This is a genomic window from Mucilaginibacter sp. AK015 (assembly GCF_014200785.1).
GTDB lineage: Bacteria > Bacteroidota > Bacteroidia > Sphingobacteriales > Sphingobacteriaceae > Mucilaginibacter.
The window spans coordinates 1884724-1906475 of the sequence record NZ_JACHCV010000001.1; the positions used below are offsets into that span (position 1 = coordinate 1884724).

General features: G+C 45.3%; 18 protein-coding genes. 11 read left to right on the forward strand and 7 right to left on the reverse strand.

What is annotated here, in order from left to right:
• The first annotated feature begins 2 nt into the window (after positions 1-2).
• The 8 genes from HDC91_RS08410 to HDC91_RS08445 all read left to right on the forward strand — a co-directional run bounded on the left by HDC91_RS08410 (position 3) and on the right by HDC91_RS08445 (position 10064).
• Positions 3-1796 (forward strand): hypothetical protein, encoded by a 1794-nt coding sequence (locus HDC91_RS08410; protein WP_183550441.1) that lies wholly within the window; start codon positions 3-5, stop codon positions 1794-1796.
• Between the two features lie 38 nt (positions 1797-1834).
• Complete coding sequence (locus tag HDC91_RS08415) at positions 1835-2941, forward strand: SPOR domain-containing protein (protein WP_183550444.1); 1107 nt, start codon at positions 1835-1837, stop codon at positions 2939-2941.
• 51 nt (positions 2942-2992) lie between these two features.
• Positions 2993-3706 (forward strand): MotA/TolQ/ExbB proton channel family protein, encoded by a 714-nt coding sequence (locus HDC91_RS08420; RefSeq protein ID WP_162431291.1) that lies wholly within the window; start codon positions 2993-2995, stop codon positions 3704-3706.
• A complete protein-coding gene (locus HDC91_RS08425; RefSeq protein ID WP_183550447.1) occupies positions 3703-4104 on the forward strand; it encodes a biopolymer transporter ExbD in 402 nt (133 codons plus the stop codon). The genes HDC91_RS08420 and HDC91_RS08425 overlap by 4 nt, the downstream gene beginning before the upstream one ends.
• 85 nt (positions 4105-4189) lie before the next feature.
• On the forward strand, positions 4190-4999 hold the full coding sequence (locus HDC91_RS08430) for an energy transducer TonB (protein ID WP_183550450.1): 810 nt from the start codon (positions 4190-4192) through the stop codon (positions 4997-4999).
• A gap of 92 nt (positions 5000-5091) precedes the next feature.
• Positions 5092-6369, forward strand: a complete 1278-nt coding sequence (locus HDC91_RS08435; protein ID WP_183550453.1) for a folylpolyglutamate synthase/dihydrofolate synthase family protein — start codon at positions 5092-5094, stop codon at positions 6367-6369.
• Positions 6370-6485: 116 nt separating this feature from the next.
• Positions 6486-7475 (forward strand): L-glyceraldehyde 3-phosphate reductase, encoded by a 990-nt coding sequence (gene mgrA, locus HDC91_RS08440; protein WP_183550456.1) that lies wholly within the window; start codon positions 6486-6488, stop codon positions 7473-7475.
• Between the two features lie 132 nt (positions 7476-7607).
• Complete coding sequence (locus tag HDC91_RS08445) at positions 7608-10064, forward strand: DUF5686 and carboxypeptidase regulatory-like domain-containing protein (protein WP_183550459.1); 2457 nt, start codon at positions 7608-7610, stop codon at positions 10062-10064.
• 12 nt (positions 10065-10076) lie between these two features.
• Here HDC91_RS08445 and HDC91_RS08450 read toward each other — a convergent pair whose 3' ends face one another.
• The gene (locus tag HDC91_RS08450) at positions 10077-10604 is read right to left on the reverse strand and encodes a GNAT family N-acetyltransferase (RefSeq protein ID WP_183550461.1); all 528 of its coding nucleotides are present in this window, start codon (positions 10602-10604) and stop codon (positions 10077-10079) included.
• Positions 10605-10704: 100 nt separating this feature from the next.
• On the opposite strand from HDC91_RS08450, the gene guaA reads away from it, so the two are divergent.
• The 3 genes from guaA to HDC91_RS08465 are packed head-to-tail and all read left to right on the forward strand — an operon-like array spanning position 10705 to position 14637.
• Positions 10705-12234: a glutamine-hydrolyzing GMP synthase gene (gene guaA / locus HDC91_RS08455; RefSeq protein ID WP_162431284.1), complete on the forward strand. Its 1530-nt coding sequence runs from the start codon at positions 10705-10707 to the stop codon at positions 12232-12234.
• Positions 12191-13450, forward strand: coding sequence for an ABC transporter substrate-binding protein (locus HDC91_RS08460; protein WP_183550463.1), 1260 nt, complete (start codon positions 12191-12193; stop codon positions 13448-13450). Before guaA ends, HDC91_RS08460 begins: the two co-directional genes overlap by 44 nt.
• Positions 13447-14637 (forward strand): RsmB/NOP family class I SAM-dependent RNA methyltransferase, encoded by a 1191-nt coding sequence (locus HDC91_RS08465; RefSeq protein WP_183550466.1) that lies wholly within the window; start codon positions 13447-13449, stop codon positions 14635-14637. Before HDC91_RS08460 ends, HDC91_RS08465 begins: the two co-directional genes overlap by 4 nt.
• 215 nt (positions 14638-14852) lie before the next feature.
• Here the strand turns inward: HDC91_RS08465 and HDC91_RS08470 are convergent, their stop codons facing one another.
• The 6 genes from HDC91_RS08470 to HDC91_RS08495 form a co-directional block, all read right to left on the reverse strand.
• A complete protein-coding gene (locus HDC91_RS08470; protein WP_162431281.1) occupies positions 14853-15422 on the reverse strand; it encodes a MarC family protein in 570 nt (189 codons plus the stop codon).
• Between the two features lie 4 nt (positions 15423-15426).
• Positions 15427-16596 carry an MFS transporter gene (locus tag HDC91_RS08475; protein ID WP_183550469.1) on the reverse strand — a complete coding sequence of 390 codons (1170 nt, stop codon included), beginning with the start codon at positions 16594-16596 and terminating at the stop codon, positions 15427-15429.
• A 71-nt stretch (positions 16597-16667) separates the two neighbouring features.
• Positions 16668-18188: an amino acid permease gene (locus HDC91_RS08480; protein ID WP_183550472.1), complete on the reverse strand. Its 1521-nt coding sequence runs from the start codon at positions 18186-18188 to the stop codon at positions 16668-16670.
• 429 nt (positions 18189-18617) lie between these two features.
• Complete coding sequence (locus HDC91_RS08485) at positions 18618-19064, reverse strand: hypothetical protein (protein WP_183550475.1); 447 nt, start codon at positions 19062-19064, stop codon at positions 18618-18620.
• The gene (locus HDC91_RS08490; protein WP_183550478.1) at positions 19061-19339 is read right to left on the reverse strand and encodes a hypothetical protein; all 279 of its coding nucleotides are present in this window, start codon (positions 19337-19339) and stop codon (positions 19061-19063) included. The genes HDC91_RS08485 and HDC91_RS08490 overlap by 4 nt, the downstream gene beginning before the upstream one ends.
• 79 nt (positions 19340-19418) lie before the next feature.
• Positions 19419-21656 carry a sodium-translocating pyrophosphatase gene (locus tag HDC91_RS08495; protein ID WP_183550481.1) on the reverse strand — a complete coding sequence of 746 codons (2238 nt, stop codon included), beginning with the start codon at positions 21654-21656 and terminating at the stop codon, positions 19419-19421.
• Between the last annotated feature and the right edge of the window lie 96 nt (positions 21657-21752).

Below are 21752 nucleotides of genomic sequence, written 5' to 3' on the forward strand. Positions count from 1 at the left end.
CAATGACCAAGAGATACACCGTAACACTGCTTACCTTATTAATGGTATTATACTTTGTTCCTGCCGGCGCACAAACAAAGAAACCCACAACAAAAAAACAAACGGCGAAAAGTTCGTCTGCCAAAAAAGCGAACGCCAAAACTTTAGGTGATGCAGCGGCAAAAGTGCCCGCTGCCGATACCACTAAAAATGGCAACACACCTACTAGTGGCAGCAGCCTGGCCCAAGAAATTGTAGTGACTACATCGTACAAACCGGTTTTGGCCGAAGCGGTAAAAATTCGGCGCAACCCCGATCTGGAGGATAAATCGCCGTACAAAGCGCCGTTAAGCTATTCTCCTATCGACAAAAAGCTTTCACAGGATAATAATATACGCCAACTTGACGCGATGAAACGCCCGGCCGAGCAGGATTCGGCTTTGCTGAATAACTTTGCAAAGATCGGTTTCGGCAGCATGAAAACCACTTTTGCAGAAGGGTACTTCGGCAATGGCAGAGACCAGGCCCTTCAGGTTGGCGGATTTTTTAAACACTTTGCACAAGGCGGCAGCGCTATAAGCAAGCAGAACGATAGCAGGCAGGAAGTTGGCGTATTTGGTAAAAGTATAAACGCAGAAAACACGCTTACCGGCCGTTTAACCTATAACCGCCATCAAACCTACTTTTACGGGATAGATCAGGATAACCCGCCGGTTAACTTCGACCCCGCAAAACAAACCTTTAACACCATAGGTGCCGAGGGCGAGATAGCAAAGAACTTTACGGACGAAGAAAACGCCTTTACCTATGCGGCAAAGTTTAAGGGGTATATATTCAGCAATGCCTTTAGCGCTAAAGAAAACAGCGTTGTAGTGAGTGGTTTTTTAAACAAAACGGTTAAGCAGTTTTATGCCGGTTTAAGTGCCTCTTTAGATCTGGCTACACAAAAGGATGTGGCTTACTCAAACAACAACAGCATTATAAGGGCTAACCCCTATATAAAATTCCAGGGCGAAAACTATAAAATTGACGCGGGTGTAAATATAGCCAAGGAGTTTGGTGTGTCATCGCGCTTTTACATATTCCCGGCGGCGAAGCTTGAGTTTCAGGTGGTGCCGAAATATGTTCGCCTTTTTGCCGAAGCCAAAGGGGATATTAACCGTGCGTCGCTCAAAGAATTTACCGATATAAACCCTTTCCTAGGCGAAAACATCGCCCTGATAAATTCTGTAGATAAGCTTGATGTTACCGTTGGCTTAAAAGGCACATTGGCGCCCGGCCTTGGCTTTAAAGCGGCTATATATCGCAACAGCATAAAAAATCTGCCGCTTTTTGTAAACAACTTTGCGGCTACCTTTAACAAATACCAGGTAATATATGATAATGGTGATGCCCGTGTGAGCGGCTTTAATGGCGAGCTTGATTTTAAAGCCACCGAAGACGTAAATATATACGGCCGTGTTGAGATCAAAGATTACAAAATGGCTACCGAAGCGCAGCCCTGGAACCTGCCTAAATTTATACTTACGGCCGGTACAAGCATCCACATAAACGATAAGGTTGATATTAACGGGTCATTATTGTTCCGCGGCAGCACGCAGGACCCGCTGTTGGTAGCCGGCAGTACGCCTTCGGCCCCTGTTTACACCCAGGTTGCATCATTTGCCGACCTGAGCGGCGGTGCAACCTATAAGGTTAATAAACAGCTTTCGGTATTTATACAGGCAAACAATATCCTTAACGCCAGTAGCAAAACATGGCTCTATTACCCAAATTACGGGTTTAATATATTTGGCGGCGTAGGCTACGCGTTTTAAGCTTTTTGATGTTTTATAATTATCCGTACTTTTAGCGAATGGATGTAGGCTATTTTATAAGCGAACTGCTGGCGCAACATGGCGACGTAAGTGTACCAGGGTTAGGTTATTTTGCGCATACACGCATAAACGGTTATTATAACGACGACGAGGGCAAGTTTTATCCGCCCGCCCACAACGTACAATTTGATCCGCAATCGATAGACGATGATACATTGCCTCAATATATTGCAGATAAAAAGAACATTTCGCTGGCATCATCAAAATATTTCACCGAAAAATTTGTTAATAGCGTAAAGCTGCAGGCACAGATGGGTGAAGCGCCGCTGGCAGACCTGGGCTGGTTTTACACCGGCGACTCCAGGTTGCTATTCAGGCCGAACACTGATATGAGCACCGATCCTGATTTTTTTGCGTATCAGCCGGTAACCATTCATAAATTAGGAAGCGACCGTGCAGAACGGGGTACACCCGAACCATATGCCGCCGATACACCGGTGGAAGAAGAATACACTGCTTCGGTAGCGCCGCAGCAGCAACAGAGTGAGCTGACATTTGAAACCGATGAGGAACACGAAGCTTACCTGGTAGCGTTATCCGGCAAAAAGCGCAAAAGGTCGAGAATAACTTTTGTGATACTGGCGCTGTTGTTTGCCGCGCTGGTTGTGTTCCTGGTAAACAGGTATGGTGGTGTATCAATATTTGATCAGGGTGAGTTTAAATCACAAACCCCGGTAAAAAAAGAAACCGTTGTAAATGCGAAGATTGAGCCTGTTGACGATACGACCGCTAAGGATACCGGCAAAACAGCGCCAATAACAGATACCACCGCTGCGGCGAAAACAGCCACGGTAAAAGATACCTTAGCAAAAACGGACACCGCGGTAAACAATGTTATCACCGGTCCGCGTTATGAAATATTAGCGGGCGCGTTTAAAACGCTGGCAAAAGCAAACGAGGAAATAAATAAAATTGAAGCAAAAGGATTTCAGGCGCATATTGCGAATGGCGTTCCCGGCAAAAAGTATAACATTTCGCTGGGCACATTTAAACTTAAAGCTGATGCTACCAGTGCTTATGACAAGATACTCAACACGGGTAAGTTCACACAAGACCAGATCTACATTACACGAATAAAAAAATAAAGAATATTCCTACCAGGATACATTGTTACACTAACGAATTAAACAAAAACTATGATGCTATTATTGCAGGTTGCCGCAGATACCACCCAAAAACTAATTGATACCGCGCACCAGGCCACACAACAGCTGGCCGCAATACCCGATGAAGAACTGCGCTTTGGCGATTTGCTGATAAAAGGTGGCTGGATTATGTTACCCATCGGCCTGTTACTTATACTTGCACTCGTTATATTTTTTGAACGCTATTTTACCATCCGCAAGGCATCAAAGGATGAATCGCATTTAATGACCCAGGTGCGCTCCAGCATCCATTCGGGCGATCTGCAATCGGCGATAGCCATTTGCCGTAACAGCAACTCGCCTCTGGGCCGTATGTTGCAGAAAGGCTTATTGCGTATTGGCCGCCCTATAAAAGATATTGAGGGCGCTATCGAGAACGTAGGTAAACTGGAAGTATCGAAATTGGAAAAAAACATAGGTATCATCGGTATAGTTGCCGGTATAGCCCCCATGTTTGGTTTCCTGGGTACCATTGCAGGGGTTATCAAGATATTTTATGATATATCCAAAACCGATAACATCAGTATGGGTGTTATATCAGGTGGTTTATATGTAAAAATGGTAACATCGGCGGCGGGTTTATTCGTAGGTCTGCTTGCTTATGTATGCTACCATATTTTAAATATGATGGTTGACAAGGTGATACTGAAACTTGAAACCGACGCTATTGAATTTATAGACCTGTTAGAAGAACCAAGCAAATGAACTTAAGAAAAAGACATAAAGGCGCATCAGCAGAAGTGCATACTTCGGCCATGAACGATATCATGTTCTTCCTGCTTTTGTTTTTCCTGATCGCGTCAACGGTAACCAACCCCAACGTAATAAAGCTGATGCTGCCTAAATCATCAAGCGGGCAATCCGTATCAAAAAAAACCATCAATGTATCTATTGATAAGGATCTGAATTATACCATTGATAAAAAGCAGGTACCGGTAGACCAGTTGCAGCCCACATTGCAAAGCTATAAATCGCTGGCAACCGAGTTGACCATTGTACTTTATGTAGACCGTACCGTTGCCATACAGGATGTGGTACAGGTAATGGATATAGCACAAAAACTGAATATAAAACTGGTACTGGCAACAGAACCTAAACCATAGATAGGAAGTTGGCAGTTATGCGTTTGCAGCTTACTAAAATTACCGAACTGCCAATTGCCAACCGCCAACTGCAAACTGAATAAAAATGGACTACAGGGAAGAAAATAATTATCCAAAAGCATTTGCCGCCACAGGCATTATACTTGGCGTGGTAATAGCCCTGTGCTATTTTATCGTTTTCCAGATGCCGGTAAAACAGGAGGACGGTACAGGCGGTATCCTGGTTAATTATGGCACGGTTGACGAAGGATCAGGCAGTGATTACATGAGTGTTGAAGAACCCTCAGCAGCGGAAAAGGCCAACAACACCAAACCCGATAAGGTAACCCCTGCCCCGCCTACCGAAGAAAAACCACAGGTAGATAACAGCGATAAAAACGTAGTTACTCAAGACAACGAAGACGCACCCGAAGTAACAGCAAACAGTAAAAAGCCAAGTACAAATGTTGCCACACAGCCAACCACCAAAACCGAGGCTAAGCCAACTGTGAACCAAAACGCCCTTTATAAAGGCAAGACCAATAATGGTACCGGCGAAGGTGACGGTACCGGCAGCACACCGGGCAACCAGGGCAAAACAACTGGAACTACCCTAACCGATAATTATAACGGAACAGGATCCGGAAATGGCGGTAATTCATTAACCGCGCGTAACTTTTCGCGACCTCCCGCCAAACCTGATATCGGCAATGCTGAAGGTAAAGTAGTAATTGAGTTTAGAATAGATAAAAGTGGCAATGTTATTTATGCCAATGTAGGCCGCGGCTCTACGCTGCTTGATGGCGACGTGGTAAATAAGTGTATACAAGCCGTTCTGAGTGCGAAGGTGAGCGCCTCGGCCAACGCGAGCGACGTACAAACCTACACACAAACTTTTGTGTTTAAGCGACATTAAAATCAAGTCCATAGATAATGGACGATAGACCATAGTAAAATTGTTTTAAGTTTGCATTACCAGCCATAGCCATTGACTATGGACTATGGACCATGGACTACAAAGCCACCATCAATTATCTTTACACGCAATTACCCTTATTTACACGCGTAGGGGCATCCGCATATAAGGCCGACCTGACCAACACCATTGCTTTATTGAATTTTGTAAATAACCCGCAGCATAAGTTTAAAAGCGTACATGTGGGGGGTACCAATGGCAAAGGGTCAACGTCGCATATGCTGGCGGCTATATTACACGTCGCCGGTTATAAAACAGGGTTATATACTTCGCCGCATCTTAAAGATTTCCGCGAACGCATCCGGATAAATGGCGCGATGATCAGTGAGCAAGCCGTTATTGATTTCGTGGCGTTGCATAAACATGATTTTGAGCAGATACAGCCCTCGTTTTTTGAAATGACCGTTGCCCTGGCATTTGACTTTTTCGCGAAGGAGCAGGTAGATATCGCCATTGTAGAGGTTGGTTTGGGGGGGCGGCTGGATTCTACCAATGTCATCAATCCGCTGTTGTCCGTTATCACGAATATCGGCTGGGACCACATGAATCTATTGGGCGATACATTGCCAAAAATAGCCGCCGAAAAGGCGGGTATCATCAAGCCCTCTACCCCGGTAATAATTGGGGAATACCAGCCCGAAGTGGCCGAAGTATTCATCAATAAAGCAAAAGAAGTAAACGCGGAACTGGTATTTGCATCAAATGTAAAAGAGGCAGTCGGAAGCCGTGAGTCCGAAGTCCAAAGTTTGGATTACATGGAGATCGATGCACCCTTTCACATCCAGCTCGACCTGCCCGGCAGCTATCAGTTAAAAAATGTACGCACGGTTTTAACCGCTGTGGATGAACTGCGCAAACACGGCTTTACTATTACTGATGAACATATCGTCACCGCATTAAAACAAGTAAAAACATTAACAGGCCTGCATGGCCGCTGGGAGGTTTTATCGCGCAGCCCGCTTACTATTTGCGATACCGGCCATAACCCCGAAGGTATAACTGAAGTGTTAAAAAATATCGCCGCTGTTAATTACGAACACCTGCATTTTGTTATGGGCATGGTAAACGATAAAGACAGCAGCAAAGTGTTAGCTATGATGCCAACCGACGCTACCTATTATTTTTGCCGCCCGGATATACCACGCGGACTGGAAGCGGAAAGCCTGAAGCTTAAAGCAGAGAGCTTTAACTTGCATGGCAATACTTACCCCTCTGTAAAAACCGCCCTGCAAGCCGCACAAGCAAATGCTACCGATAAAGACCTTGTATTTGTAGGAGGCAGTACGTTTGTAGTGGCAGAGGTAGTTTGATATTATGATATGTCACTGCTGGAAACGTAGCGATGAGGTATTATTTTTTTGGTAAATCGTAAAAATCAGTTTAATCCCGGTTCAGAAACCCTATTTTAGCCTCAAACAAAACCATTATGACCTACCTACCCTCCAAAGAACGATATAACAAAATGCAATACCGCCGTTGCGGTAAAAGCGGCATAAAGCTGCCAGCCGTTTCATTAGGCCTGTGGCATAATTTCGGCCATGTGGATGTGATGGAAAACTTCCGTAGCATACTGCACCTGGCTTTTGATAGCGGCATCACCCACTTTGACCTCGCCAACAACTACGGCCCGCCACCGGGCAGCGCCGAAACCAATTTTGGGAAGATATTAAAGGAAGATTTTAGCGGGTATCGCGATGAGATGATCATATCAACCAAGGCCGGCTATACCATGTGGGACGGCCCTTACGGCGACTGGGGCTCAAAAAAATACCTCGTATCAAGCCTTGACCAAAGCCTTAAACGCATGGGATTGGATTACGTGGATATATTTTACCACCACCGCCCGGATCCCGAAACACCGCTGGAAGAAACTATGGCCGCGCTTGACCTGATCGTTCGCCAGGGTAAGGCATTATACGCCGGTATATCCAATTACAACGCCGAAGAAGCTGATGCTGCAATAACCATATTAAAGCGTTTGGGTACACCTTGCTTAATTCATCAGCCCAAATATTCCATGTTCGTGCGCGACCCCGAAGCAGGGCTGCTGGATGTATTGGAAAAGGACGGCGTAGGCTGTATCCCGTTCTCGCCTCTGGCACAGGGTTTATTAACCAATAAATACCTGCATGGCATCCCTGAGGATTCTCGCGCGGCAAAATCAACCGGCTTTTTGCAGGAAAGCCAGGTTACCGACGAAGTGATAGCAAAAATAAAGCAACTGAATACCTTAGCCGAACAACGCGGCCAAACGCTTGCGCAAATGGCATTAGCCTGGCTGCTGAAAGACGACAGGGTAACTTCTGTATTGATAGGCGCCAGCAAACCGGCGCAATTGGCCGATTCTTTAAAAGCATTAGATAACGTTGATTTTTCATCGGAGGAACTGGAAAAGATAGAGCAGATATTGAAATAAGCTAAAAGATGTGCCGTTAGGTACATGACATAAAAAGGCGTGTTTAGAAATAAATACGCCTTTTTGTTTAACAAAATTTAACAACGCACATCTAAACTATTTACACAACTTAGCGTAAGCTTATTCACCTCTATGAGATCACCCCTTCTGCTCATCATATTTCTATTTTTAACATCTGCCATTTTCGCCCAGGATATTACCATCCGGGGCAAAATAACCGACGAGGCCGGCAATGCCATCCCTTTTGCCACCGTCTATGTGCGCAATACCACCAAAGGCACATCGGCTAATAGCGATGGCAGCTACACATTAAGTTTAACACCAGGCCGTTACGATGTGCAATACCGTGCGATGGGCTACCGGCAAGAGAGCCGGCTGTTGGATCTGAAAACGACCCAAACCCTCAACATTACTTTAAAGGCCGAAGATTACCAGATAAAGGAGGTAACCATCCGCGCCGGTGCCGAGGACCCCGCATACGCCATTATCCGCAAGGCGATAAAAAAACGGAAAACCTATTTGAATGAGGTACAGGCTTATACCACCGAGGTTTATATAAAAGGAATGCAAAAGCTGCTGGCCGCACCAAAAAAATTCCTGGGGTTTGATGTTCAGAAAATGGCCCGCGAAAACGGCCTCGATTCTAACCGCACAGGTATAGTTTACTTGTCCGAATCGCAATCAAAATATAGTTTTATGCGTCCCGACAAGGTGCACGAAGAGATCATATCCTCCAAATTCTCGGGCAGTAACCGGGCGTTCACTTTCAACCGCGCATCAGATATGCAGGTAAACTTTTACGAAAACCTGCAAAACTGGGAAGGGCTTAGCAACCGCCCGCTAATATCGCCTATAGCGGATAACGCGTTATCATATTATCGCTATCAATATGCGGGCACCGCCATAGAGAACGGCGAAACCATTAATAAGATACGGGTTATACCGCGTAACGATTATGCCCCCTGCTTTAGCGGGTATATTTATATTTTAGAAGATAGTTGGCGTATACAGGGTCTGGACCTGTTCATCACGAAAAAAGCCAACATCAATTTTGTGGATACGCTTAAAGTTAGCGAACAATTTTTCCCGGTGAGCAGAAGCGCCTGGATGCCCGCCTCGCTGAAGTTTGAATTTACCGGCGGCCTGTTCGGATTTAAACTTGGCGGATATTTTATTTCGGTTTATAAAGATTATAATATCAACCCGAAGCTTGACAAAACACAATTTACCGAAACATTACGGATCACAAAAGGTGTAAACAAAAAAGATTCGGTTTATTGGGAGCAGCAAAGGCCTATCCCACTTACCGGCGAAGAGAAAACAGATTATCAAAAGAAAGCCGTACTGGCCGCCAAACGCGAATCGAAACCCTACCTGGACTCGCTTGATAAGGAGAACAACAAGGTTAGCATAGGCAAATTGCTGCTGGGCGGCTACCGCCACCGTAACAGGTACCAGCATGAAACCTACAACCTGAATTCCCTGTTAAGTTCGGTATCCTACAATACTGTTGAAGGGCTGGCGCTTGGGTATGGCGGCTCGTTCACTAAACAGATAGATAGCGTAAACAACCGTTACCTTCGTATTTACGGTAAAGTGCGTTACGATTTCTCTAACAAACTGTTTAATGCCAGCGGTGGTATAACCATGCCTGTCGGCTCTTTCAGGCTCAACCTGGCCGGCGGAAGCGATGTGATAGACATGAACAACCATGAGCCTATTACGCAGTTAATGAATACCGCTTATACGTTGCTGAACCGGCAGAATTTTGAAAAGCTGTACCAAAAGCAATATGCAGCGGCAACCTTGTCTAAACGTATTTACGGCGGTTGGCAGGCAACAGCCGGTGCAGAATGGGCAAACCGCAGGTATTTGTCAAATACTACCGATTATAGTTTCTTCCATCCAAAAGGGCACGAATTTACATCCAACAACCCGCTTAGTCCGGGTGCAGATGTGCCGCTGTTCCCGGAGAACCAGTCTTTTAAATTTAGCGTACGTACCACTTACGATTTTAGCAACCGGTACGAAACCTACCCCACCGGCAAACGCTATCTGCCATCAAAATATCCAACTGTTGGCCTAAGCTTTACCAAAGCAGTTAAAAACGTATTTGGTTCTGATGCTGATTACAACCTGCTATCGGCCGATATTTCTAAAACAGATATCCCGATGGGCTTTTATGGCAAAACATCGTTCTATGTAGGTGCGGGTAAATTTTTTAATGCCAAAAACATTTATTATACCGATTACAAGCATTTCAGCGGCAACCAGGTATTGTTTTACCAGGGCGGCATCAGCAGTTTCCTGCTGTTAGATTATTACCGGTTTAGCACCGGGGATAAGTACCTGGAAGGGCATTTAGAGCATAACTTCAGTGGATTGATCACCAATCAGATCCCGCTTATCCGTAAGCTAAAACTGCAGGAGATCATCAATATAAATTACCTGTCTACCCCTACGCTAAAAAACTACACCGAACTGGGCATAGGCTTTCAAACCAATATAGGTTTAAGGGTGATGTATGGCACATCGTTTAATAACCCCGGCGGTGCTAACCAGGCTATAAGGATTGGGGCGAGTTTTTAGGATCATGCTGAATTAAGTTTTCTTCATCTTCACGACGCCTAATAATTCTTTATCGGGCAGGATAACGTCAATTCGTTCAATCGCCGTGTATCCCATAGCTTCATAAAGAGGCACTCCGGGCAATGTAGCGCCAAGTTCAAAACTTTTAAACCCGTAAGCTTTAGCCGCATCCTCGCACACATTAATAATTTTACGGCCTATACCCTGGCGCGCATAATCTGGGTGTACAAAAAATGCCCTTATCCTGGCCGCATCTTGTGAAGGGTCCAGCAGCGGATCTTCTAAATCTTTATGTTGATCGCCGCCATATAACGTGTTGCGTTTGCTCCAGCCGCCGCAACCTACTTTTGTATTGCCCTTTTCAGCCACGTAGTATGTACCATCCGTTATCAATTGGCTGTCAATACCAAAAACATATTTGATAGCGCTGTCTATTTGCGGTTGTGAATAATAACGTGCACTTAAGCCCCTTACCGAAAGGCTAATTAATTGCTGCAATTCTTCTACATCATCAAATGTAGCTAAGCGTATCGTTATCATAACGGAAGATTTACAAGCGAATATAATTTTTTAGGACAAGTATTAATTTCAAAACTGAATTTCCTTCCTCACTTTTCCGCTCAAAATCCTATCTTTGCCCATGCAAGAAAAAATCCTCATTCTTGACTTTGGTTCGCAATTTACCCAGCTTATCGCGCGCCGTGTCAGGGAGCTCAATATCTACTGTGAGATCCATCCCTTTAACAAAGTTCCTGAAGTTGACCAAAGCGTAAAAGGTATTATCCTTTCGGGTAGTCCGTATTCGGTACGCCAGGAAGATGCACCGCATTTTGAGTTTATCAGGCACCACAAAACGCTCCCTATTTTGGGGGTTTGCTACGGGGCGCAGTATATAGCGCATTTCCATGGCGGCGAGGTGCTGGCATCAAGTACACGCGAGTATGGCCGCGCGAACCTGGATTTTGTAAAGCAGGATAACCCTTTGTTTAAAGATGTTCCGACAGGTTCGCAGGTCTGGATGTCGCATGCAGATACCATCGCCCGGATAGCCGGCGATTTCGAGATCATTGCAAGTACCGATAGCGTAAAAGTAGCCGCCTACCAAATAACCGGCACACAAACCTACGGCATACAGTTCCACCCCGAGGTTACGCATAGCATAGATGGCAAGCAATTGCTGCAAAACTTTTTAGTTGATATTTGCCATTGCAGCCAGGACTGGACACCCGATTCTTTCATTGAAACTACCATTGCCGAACTGAAGGCTAAACTGGGCGATGATAAGGTGGTATTAGGTTTATCGGGCGGTGTAGATTCCTCTGTAGCGGCGGTATTACTGCATCAGGCAATTGGCGCTAACCTGCATTGTATATTTGTTGACAATGGCCTGCTGCGTAAGGACGAGTACCAGTCAGTACTTGATTCGTACCAGCACATGGGCTTGAATATAAAGGGGATAGACGCCAAACAGCGTTTTTATGATGCATTAGCAGGCGTAAGCGACCCGGAAAAGAAACGCAAGGCCATTGGCCGGGTTTTCATTGAAGTGTTTGACGATGCCGCGCACGAGGTACAAGGTGTAAGCTGGCTTGGCCAGGGCACTATTTATCCCGACGTTATCGAATCGGTTTCGGTAAAGGGTCCTTCGGCTACCATCAAATCTCACCATAACGTTGGCGGTTTGCCCGATTTTATGAAGCTGAAGGTTGTTGAACCGCTTAACACTTTATTTAAAGATGAAGTACGCCGTGTAGGTAAGGCCCTGGGCATCGATCCTAATATTTTAGGCCGCCACCCTTTCCCCGGCCCGGGCCTGGCTATCAGGATATTAGGCGACATTACGCCTGAAAAAGTTGACATATTACAACAGGCTGATGCGATTTATATCAACAATTTGCGCTCGGCAGGTGTTTATGATAAAGTTTGGCAGGCAGGCGCTATTTACTTACCGGTACAATCGGTAGGTGTTATGGGCGATGAGCGCACTTACGAGAACGTGATTTGCCTGCGTGCGGTAGAATCATTAGACGGGATGACGGCAGATTGGTGCCACCTGCCTTATGACCTGCTTGCAAAGATCTCAAACGAGATCATCAACAACGTAAAAGGAATTAACCGGGTAGTATATGACATCAGTTCGAAACCACCGGCTACAATTGAGTGGGAATAAGTGGTTTATATTTGTTTTAACGGCGCTGATAATGGGTGCATGTTCGCCCAAAGTGCGTACTGTACCTACGCCTGTTGTAAAAACAAAAACTGAAAAAAATCCGAAAAAAACAGAGAAAATTGAAGAAAAACCGGTGAAAATACCGGAGATAAAACCCTCTGTTATATCACTGATACTTCCCCTTGGATTAGACCATGCTGCGGCCGGTCAAAAGTACACTTCTGCAGGTTTAAAATCGGCTAACATGTCGGTTGAATACTACCAGGGTTTTAAGCTGGCGCTTGATTCGATAACCCTCACAGGGGCCAACTTCAGGCTGCAGGTGTTCGACAGCAAGGCAGATGCCGCGCAGGCGCATAGCCTGGGCTTAAACCCGCAGGTTAAGGCAAGCGACCTGATCGTTGGCCCGGTTTTCCCTGATGATATCAAAAGCTTCACTTCGGCATTAACTGGCTGGCGCAAGCCCATCGTATCGCCGCTATCACCCGCATGGCCGGCCACATACAAAAACGAAAAGTTGGTTACCATTACGCCGCCATTGGTTTACCATGCAATAGGCGCGGCTACGTATATAGCCAAAGAGATCAAACCAAAAAAAATATTTATACTCACCTCGGGCTTTAGCGAAGAAAAGCAATACACTTCGCCTTTTAAGCGCACTATTGATAGCCTGGGCAAACGGAAGATACAGGTAGTTACCATCACGGTTTCGCGTGGCAATTTGGAGCCGATAATGGCTCAGCTATCGCCGGAAAAGGAAAATATATTTGTGGTACCCTCTACCAAACAGGCCTTTTTAATGGTAACACTTAGGGCGTTGAGCAGCCTTTCAAAAAGTTATCCCGTGGTGGTATTTGGCCACCCTAATTGGGATAAATTCGCCTTTTTAAAGGCCGCGCTTTTACAAAGCCTGAACACCCACATCACCGCTACCGATAAAATAGATTATAAAGGCGCTGAAACAAATAACTTTTTACGAAGCTACCGCAGAGTTTATCACGCTGAACCTACCGAATTTACCATAAAAGGCTTTGACCACGGCATGTATTTTGGCAAGCTTTTAGCCGATGGCGAAGACATGAACAAGCCCGATCTGGATGATTTTACCGGCATACACAACAGCTTTCATTTTGTAAAAAAACCGGGGCTGGGGTGGATAAATACTCACGTGGATATACTTAAATACGAAGACTTTGAGTTAAAGAAGGTACAATGAAAGCCACTAACCAGTTAAAGACGTTTCAGCGAATATTAGGGGACTACCCTGCCGATACGCCTTTAGGTAAGTTTTTACCCGGCTTTTATCGCCAGAACAAACAAATGGGGTCTACTGACCGCCGCGTAGCAGGCAGGCTTATTTATAACTATTTTCGCCTGGGCCGTGCACTCGCCAAATTGCCTGCCGAAGACCGCTTGATGGTAGCTGAGTTTCTGTGCAACAGCCAGTCAAATTCGTTCCTTCAACATTTTAAACCCGATTGGGCAGCCTGTGTTGGTTTTACTATCGACGACAAAATAAATCTGATAAAAGCCACTTATCCCGATTTTAAGCTTGAAGACGTGTTCCCTTGGGTACAGCAGCTTTCTGCCGGAATTGATAAAGACGCTTTCCTCAAATCTTTTTTTATACAGCCTGATCTGTTTATCCGTGTAAACAAGGGTTTTGAAACACAGGTAAAGGCCGAACTGACCAAGGCCGGTATTACCTTCAAAGATGAAGGTAACGGCTGCTTATCTATGCCCAATGGTACGAGGCTCGAAAACATCTTCCCCAAACAGCACTGGTTTGAGGTGCAGGACCTTTCGTCGCAGCAAACGGCCAATTACTTTAAGCCCCAGAAATGGGATAGCTGGTGGGATGCCTGCGCGGCATCGGGCGGTAAATCGTTGTTGCTGCATAGCCTGCAACCCGACATCAAACTGGTGGTGTCTGATATCCGCGAGTCTATCCTGGCCAACCTCGATGAACGTTTTCAAAACGCGGGCCTGCGCAAGTACCAGAAAAAGGTAATGGACCTTACCGAGAACAACGAGCAGCTTTTATACAACTACGAATTTGACGGCATTATAGTGGACGCGCCCTGCAGCGGCTCGGGCACCTGGGGCCGCACGCCCGAGATGATCAGTCAGTTCGAGATCCATAAAACCGACTTTTTTAAGCGCCTGCAGCAAGCTATTGTTACCAACGTAGCCAAACATCTTAAACCGGGCAAGCCACTTATCTACATCACCTGCTCGGCCTTTAAAGCCGAGAATGAAGACGCGGTGAACTTCATCACCAAACAACTGGGCTTGCAGCTGGAAGAAATAAAGGTGTTAACCGGTTATGAAAATAAGGCAGATACCATGTTTGTGGCCAGGATGGTGGCCCCCCTGCCTCCAGACGGGGTAGTTTTGGAATAACATATCGTCATGCCGAATTTATTTGGGCATCTCTCATGCAATTAAACATCGTGCTAACTTGTCCTGAGGGTTCCTGAAACAAGTTCAGGACGACTTTGAACACGCCTTATTGCGAAGTACGAAGCGACCTTCGGACTATAGATAAACTTTGCATACGTCTTGTCTATCGGGAGTTGCTTCGTACCTCGCAATGACGGGTCGTTATGATTTGAGGCTTACAACCCACTATTACTTCTAAACAATTTTATCGCGATAGCTAACAATATTACACCGAACGCTTTGCGCAGGATGTGCAGGCCGGTTTGGCCGAAAAGCTTTTCGAGCCATTTTACATTTTTGAGCACCAGGTAAACAAATATGGTGTTCAGCACAATGCCTACGATGATGTTCTGGGTTTGGTACTGCGATTTAAGGGATAGCAGCGTTGTCATGGTACCGGCGCCGGCTATAAGGGGGAACGCGAGCGGAACAATTGATACCGATTCGGGCATCTCCTCTTTAAAAAAGTTTACGCCCAGCACCATCTCCAGCGCGATGATAAATATTACAATGGAGCCCGCTATTGCGAATGAGGAGATATCCAGCCCGATCACGGCCAGCAGCTCATCACCAACAAATAAAAACGCAACCATCAGCACCAATACAGCAATGCTCGCCTTTTCCGATTCGATATGCCCCGCCTTTTGGCGCAGTTGTATTATTACAGGGATAGCGCCAAGTATATCGATAATGGCAAAAAGGATCATCGTAACAGATAACACCTCTTTAAAGATAATTGGATGCATAGGTTTAGCTTGTTTTTTCTTTTGAAATTAAACGAATACTAAACAAAAGTGCAATTAAAATATATAAAGATGATAAAAAGAATATACTATGAACAGAAATTGCTGTGACCAGCCCTGCCGTTACCGGCCCCAGCGTTTGCCCTATTGAGGCGTATGACTGATTGATACCCATTACCTCGCCGCGCTCGCTATCGTCGTTGTGGTCGGCTATAATAGCGTTTAACATGGGGTTGCGCAAGCCGTTAAACAACCCATAAATACCAATTGCTATGGCAAACAGCAACAGCGCTGTGGCAAACCCCGCCAAAACCATCATGCCCAGGCAGCAAATAGTTGATAGCAAAAGTATCACCGCCTGCGATGATATTATTTTTTTTACCGCAGGAACCAGCATTTGCATCAGTATACCGCTTACTCCAAAACCGCCGTAAAACAGGCCTATTTGGGTAGGGTTAAGTTTAAGTTGGTCAACGCTAAAGGTTTGGAAACCTATAAGCATGGTAAACTGCGCCATGGTGAGTAAAAACCCGGTGAATATAGCCGTGCCGATAACCGGCTTTTTTAATACCGTATAAAGCGATATAAAGCTAAAGCTATGTTTTTGCTTTGCTTTACTCCCTTTTTTCTGATTGGTTTCCTTTAGTAAGAACAGCGTGAGCAAAACGCCGATAACCGCAATACCTGCAGCAAAAAAGAAAGGCACCTTTAAACCAAACTTACTGAGCAGGCCGCCAATAGCCGGGCCTATTACAAAGCCGAACCCAAATGCCGAGCCCAGTATCCCAAAGTTTTTGGCCCGCTCTTTAGGCGTCGAAATGTCTGATATCATCGCCTGCGCTACTGATATGTTGCCACCGGTTAAGCCATCCAGTATGCGGGCGGCAAAAAGCATAAAAATGCTGTTGGCCAACCCAAACAAAACAAACGACGCAGCAGTACCAATAAGGCTGAAAACCAGCAAAGGCTTGCGCCCCCACTTATCTGAAAGCGAGCCCAGTACGGGGGTGGCAAAAAACTGCGCTACTGAAAATGCCGCCGTAAGCAGGCCGATGGTATGCTCTGTTATACCAAACTTTTTTCCGTAAGGGTACAGCAGGGGTATGATGATACCAAACCCCATAGAGTTGATAATAGCAATAACTACAAGTACCCAAATTATGCGGTTGGCTTTCATCCCATACAAAAGGGTTCAAAACAAAAAAGGTTCTGCAATTGCAGAACCTTTTTGCTGATGTAATAAAATAATTACTGTTTTTCGAAATCTGAGGCTTTAGGCAATATATCGCCAGCGGTACCCAGTTTGCTATGTTTTTTGCTGTAACCAAAGTAAATTAACAACCCGGCTATCATCCAAACCAAAGCGCTGATCTGCGTTTCGTGGGGTAAACCAATTATCATAGCCGCGCAAACAATAATACCTAAAATAGGCACCAATGGTACAAGTGGCGTTTTGAATGGCCTTGGCAGGTTCGGATCGGTTTTGCGGAGTAATATTACACCCACACAAACCAGGATAAAGGCAAACAAAGTACCTATGGACGTTAAGTCGCCGGCTACGCTGCCCGGCACAAATGCCGCGAAAGCACCAACAAATATGAACAGGATCATATTGCTTTTGTATGGGGTCCTGAATTTTGGGTGAAGGTCTGAAAATACTTTTGGCAATAAACCATCGGTAGACATGGTGTAGAACACCCTCGACTGGCCCATCAGCATCACCAGGATAACTGAAGAGAAACCGGCAAGGATAGCCACAGTAACCATGGTAGACAACCAATTGTAACCGTGCATGTAATTACTGATAGCATAGGCTACCGAAGCTTCTTTACCCGATTTCATGAAATCGGTGTAAGGCGCAACGCCGGTTAAAACCCACGAGAACAGTATGTAAAGAATAGTACATACCACTAACGAACCTAATATCCCAATAGGCATATCGCGCTTAGGGTTCTTAGCTTCCTGAGCGGCTGTTGATACGGCATCAAAACCGATGAAGGCGAAGAACACCACACCGGCACCGCTTATAATACCGCCCCAGCCGTGGTTAAAGAACGGCGCATAAGAATAGGGCTTACCATTTTGTTGAATAATGTCCGGCGCATTATCAGGAATAAGGTATGGCGTGTGGTTAGCAGGGTTAATAAATTGCCAGCCTATAGCAATAAACACCAACACGATAGCCACTTTGATAAATACGATGATACCGTTTACGGTAGCAGACTCCTGCGTACCTTTTATTAATAACAGCGATAATATAACAAGTATCAATAAGGCAGGCAGGTTGGCAATACCATGCACACTGTGCCCGTTTACCATGATAGATTCCATCGGGGAGTGGCACCACTCATACGGTATCCTCCCGTCGAGAAGTTTATTGGCATATTCGCTCCAGCTTATGGATACCGTTGCCGCACCAAGCGCATATTCTAATATTAGTGCCCATCCAATGATCCAGGCAACAATTTCGCCCATGGTTGCGTAGGCGTAAGTATACGCGCTACCTGCAATAGGGATAATAGAAGCAAATTCGGCGTAGCAAAGGCCCGCGAACGCGCAGCCAATAGCCGCCACGATAAATGACAGGGTAACTGCCGAACCGGCGTGTTCGCCGGCAGCAGCAGCGGTCCGTACGAACAAACCTGCGCCAATAATTGCACCAATACCCAAAGCGATAAGGCTACCCGCGCCAAGCGTGCGCTTCAGGCTGCCTTCCGTATCAACCGTACTGGTTAGCTGTTCAATAGATTTTTTTACAAATACCTTCATGTTTTAATTAATAAGATCAGTTTATGATAGTCTTGAAATCAGTTTCCCCCAAACGTACTTAAATTTATTGAAAAGTTAAAGAGCAGAATGTAACAACAGTATTGATGATTTATACAGAATAAAAGCTTGTGATTATGAGTGGATTAAAGTTTGTTTTTTATCCGCAAAACTGCGCCGGTTGAAAACACTAAGTACCAGCTTATTTCAAAACTGATGTTTTAAATAAATAAGGAACGAACTTTCCGTGTTAACTCCTGATTTAATGGTCCTCATTTTTAATAGCGTTGCTTGCGGCCGGGCTATCCATTCATACAGCAGTTGCGATTAACCGAAAATTCCAGTAAAACTGATCTCCCCTGGTCGTTGCATGTGTTAATTATTATGGCCATGTATCAAATTTGATGATCGTAAAGTTGGATAAATAAGTATCTAATCCGACTCATCCACCACGGATACCAATAACCAATCGTCGTTTTTTCGTGTAAAATGGTAACTTACATGTAAACCCGTATCTTCAACCATATGTATTATGGTAATTTCGCTTTCGCTTACCTTTACTTTTTTTACAATATCTGTCTTGTTATTTAACAGGCTTACATACTGCCATTTGCTTTTGGGAATATAAATGGTAGTATCGATTTCTTCATCAACAATTTTAGCCCTTAACGGAAAATCAACATGGTCTATCTGGAATACCGAATCGGTATTAAACCTTTTGAAAAAAACTTCAAAACCCGTTATTAATGCAGATCGATTTTCATCGATAGGTTTCGCAACCAAGGCTTTTGTCACGGTTTGTTGACCGGTATTCTTACCGTGACAGCCAATTGCCATCATGCCTGATATCATTATAAGTTTAAGTGTTTGTTTTTTCATCCCGGCAACCCCCTTAATATAAACCACGGGGTCAATACCAAATTCATCAACATCATAGCCACACCTAAAGCCTTGTTGAACTTACCGCCGGTACGTATCAGCATAATGCCTAAAACTATTCCTCCTATTAGTAACATAGCGCCATCAAAGTATAGCAGGTAATCGGTTGTTGGCGGTTGGATATCCAACTTAAATACGTCGAATATATCCGGCAGGTAAAGGTAGATGTCGTACAGGCAGAGGGTGTAAAGGACGATCCCGGTAAAGGCTTTCATTTATGCTAATATAAATCTTTCCCCAAAACAAAAAAGCCCCCCGAAAAATCGGGAGGCTTTCTATATACTTTAAAGATGCTTAGATCTTTTTATCTACATGTATCTGGTGTACATTCATGGACTGTACCTTCTCTTGTTTCTGCATCATTTTGCTGGTGTTATCGGCGCTGTTCAGGTGCGGCGCGATAACCAGCGATACGATTGACATTAATTTGATCAGGATGTTCATTGACGGGCCCGAGGTATCTTTAAACGGATCTCCCACAGTATCACCTGTTACCGATGCTTTGTGCGGCTCAGATTTTTTGTAGTAGATCTCGCCGTTTATCTCAACACCTTTTTCAAACGATTTTTTAGCATTATCCCATGCACCACCGGCGTTGCTCTGGAAGATACCCATCAACACGCCCGATACGGTAACACCGGCCAGCAAACCACCCAATACTTCGGGACCGAATGCAAAACCAATGATGATCGGGGTAATTAAAGCGATAAGCCCCGGTGCAACCATCTCGCGGATTGATGCCTTGGTTGATATCTCCACGCATTTTTCATACTCAGGGCGTGCCTTGTACTCCATAATGCCCGGTATCTCGCGGAACTGGCGGCGAACTTCTTCAACCATGGCCATAGCCGCCCGGCCTACTGCCGAAATACACAAAGCCGAGAAGATAAAAGGTATCATCCCGCCCACAAATAAACCTGCCAGAACGTTGGCTTTGTAAATATCGATATGCTCGATGCCGGCAACACCCACAAACGCCGCGAATAAGGCCAGTGAGGTTAGCGCGGCAGAGGCGATAGCAAAACCCTTACCTGTTGCTGCGGTAGTGTTACCTACGGCATCCAGGTTATCTGTACGCCCACGCACTTCTTCGGGCAGGCGGCTCATTTCGGCAATACCACCGGCGTTATCGGCAATTGGGCCAAACGCGTCGATAGCTAATTGCATAGCCGTTGTTGCCATCATACCTGCAGCAGCAATAGCCACGCCGTATAAACCCGCGAAAAAATAGGAACCATAAATACCCGCAGCCAATACCAGGATAGGCAATACAGTTGATTCCATACCGATAGCTAAACCACCAATAATATTGGTTGCATGGCCGGTTGATGATTGTTTAATAATGCTCAGCACCGGTCGTTTACCCATTGCGGTGTAGTATTCAGTGATGATAGACATTAAGGTACCTACTACCAAACCTACCAGGATAGAACCAAACACACCGTTTTTAGTGAACACTAACGAACCTGCTTTAACAGCGCCGTTTGCATCTTCGTCACGTAACATGTGGAAACTATCTGCAGGCAGCATCCATTGTACCACAAAATAAGTAGCAACTGCTGTTAACACAATTGATGCCCAGTTGCCTATGTTCAAAGCTTTTTGTACGCTATCTGTTTCTTTTGATATTTTAACCATCGATGCACCTACTATCGAGAATATTAATCCCAAACCGGCAATAACCATTGGTAACAATACCGGGGCGATACCACCAAAACTATCGTGCGATACAATTTCGCGGCCCAGTACCATGGTAGCCAGCATAGTAGCCACGTACGAACCGAATAAATCGGCGCCCATACCGGCAACGTCGCCTACGTTATCGCCTACGTTATCGGCAATGGTAGCAGGGTTACGCACATCATCCTCAGGGATACCTGCTTCAACCTTACCTACAAGGTCGGCACCTACGTCGGCAGCTTTGGTGTAAATACCACCGCCCACACGCGCGAAAAGCGCGATAGACTCGGCACCTAACGAGAACCCGGCTAAAACGTCAAGCGCTTTAGCCATAGCCTCGCCGTTAACGGCTTCGCCCTTACTGGTTACGTACATGGTATAAAACACAATGAATAACGAGCCTAAACCTATGATAGCCAAACCTGCAACGCCAAGGCCCATAACGGTACCCCCTGTAAACGATACTTTCAGCGCTTTGGCAAGGCTTGTTTTAGCAGCTTGTGTTGTGCGTACGTTTGATTTTGTAGCGATGCGCATACCCAGGTAACCTGCAAACGCCGAAAGGAACGCGCCTATCAAAAACGAAACTGCAATTATCGGGCTTGATGTAGCAACGGTGGTACCGCTCCAGGCCAGCAATATACCGGCGACTACTACAAAGTAGCTTAGTATTTTCCACTCGGCACGCAAAAAGGCCATTGCGCCATCGGCAATGTAACCGGCAAGCTGGTTCATCGAGGCATCGCCTGTTTCCTGACTGGTAACCCATGCCGATTTTATCGCCATCACAATGATCCCGATGAGGCCCATTACAGGTATTAAATAAATTAAGTAATTGTTCAGAAGATCCATATGTTAAATTTAGTGTTTAGTTAGTGCTTGATCAGTTTTTGCAAAAAGCTTGCAAATATAATTGGTTGCCGCAAAATATAAATTAATTTCTTTACA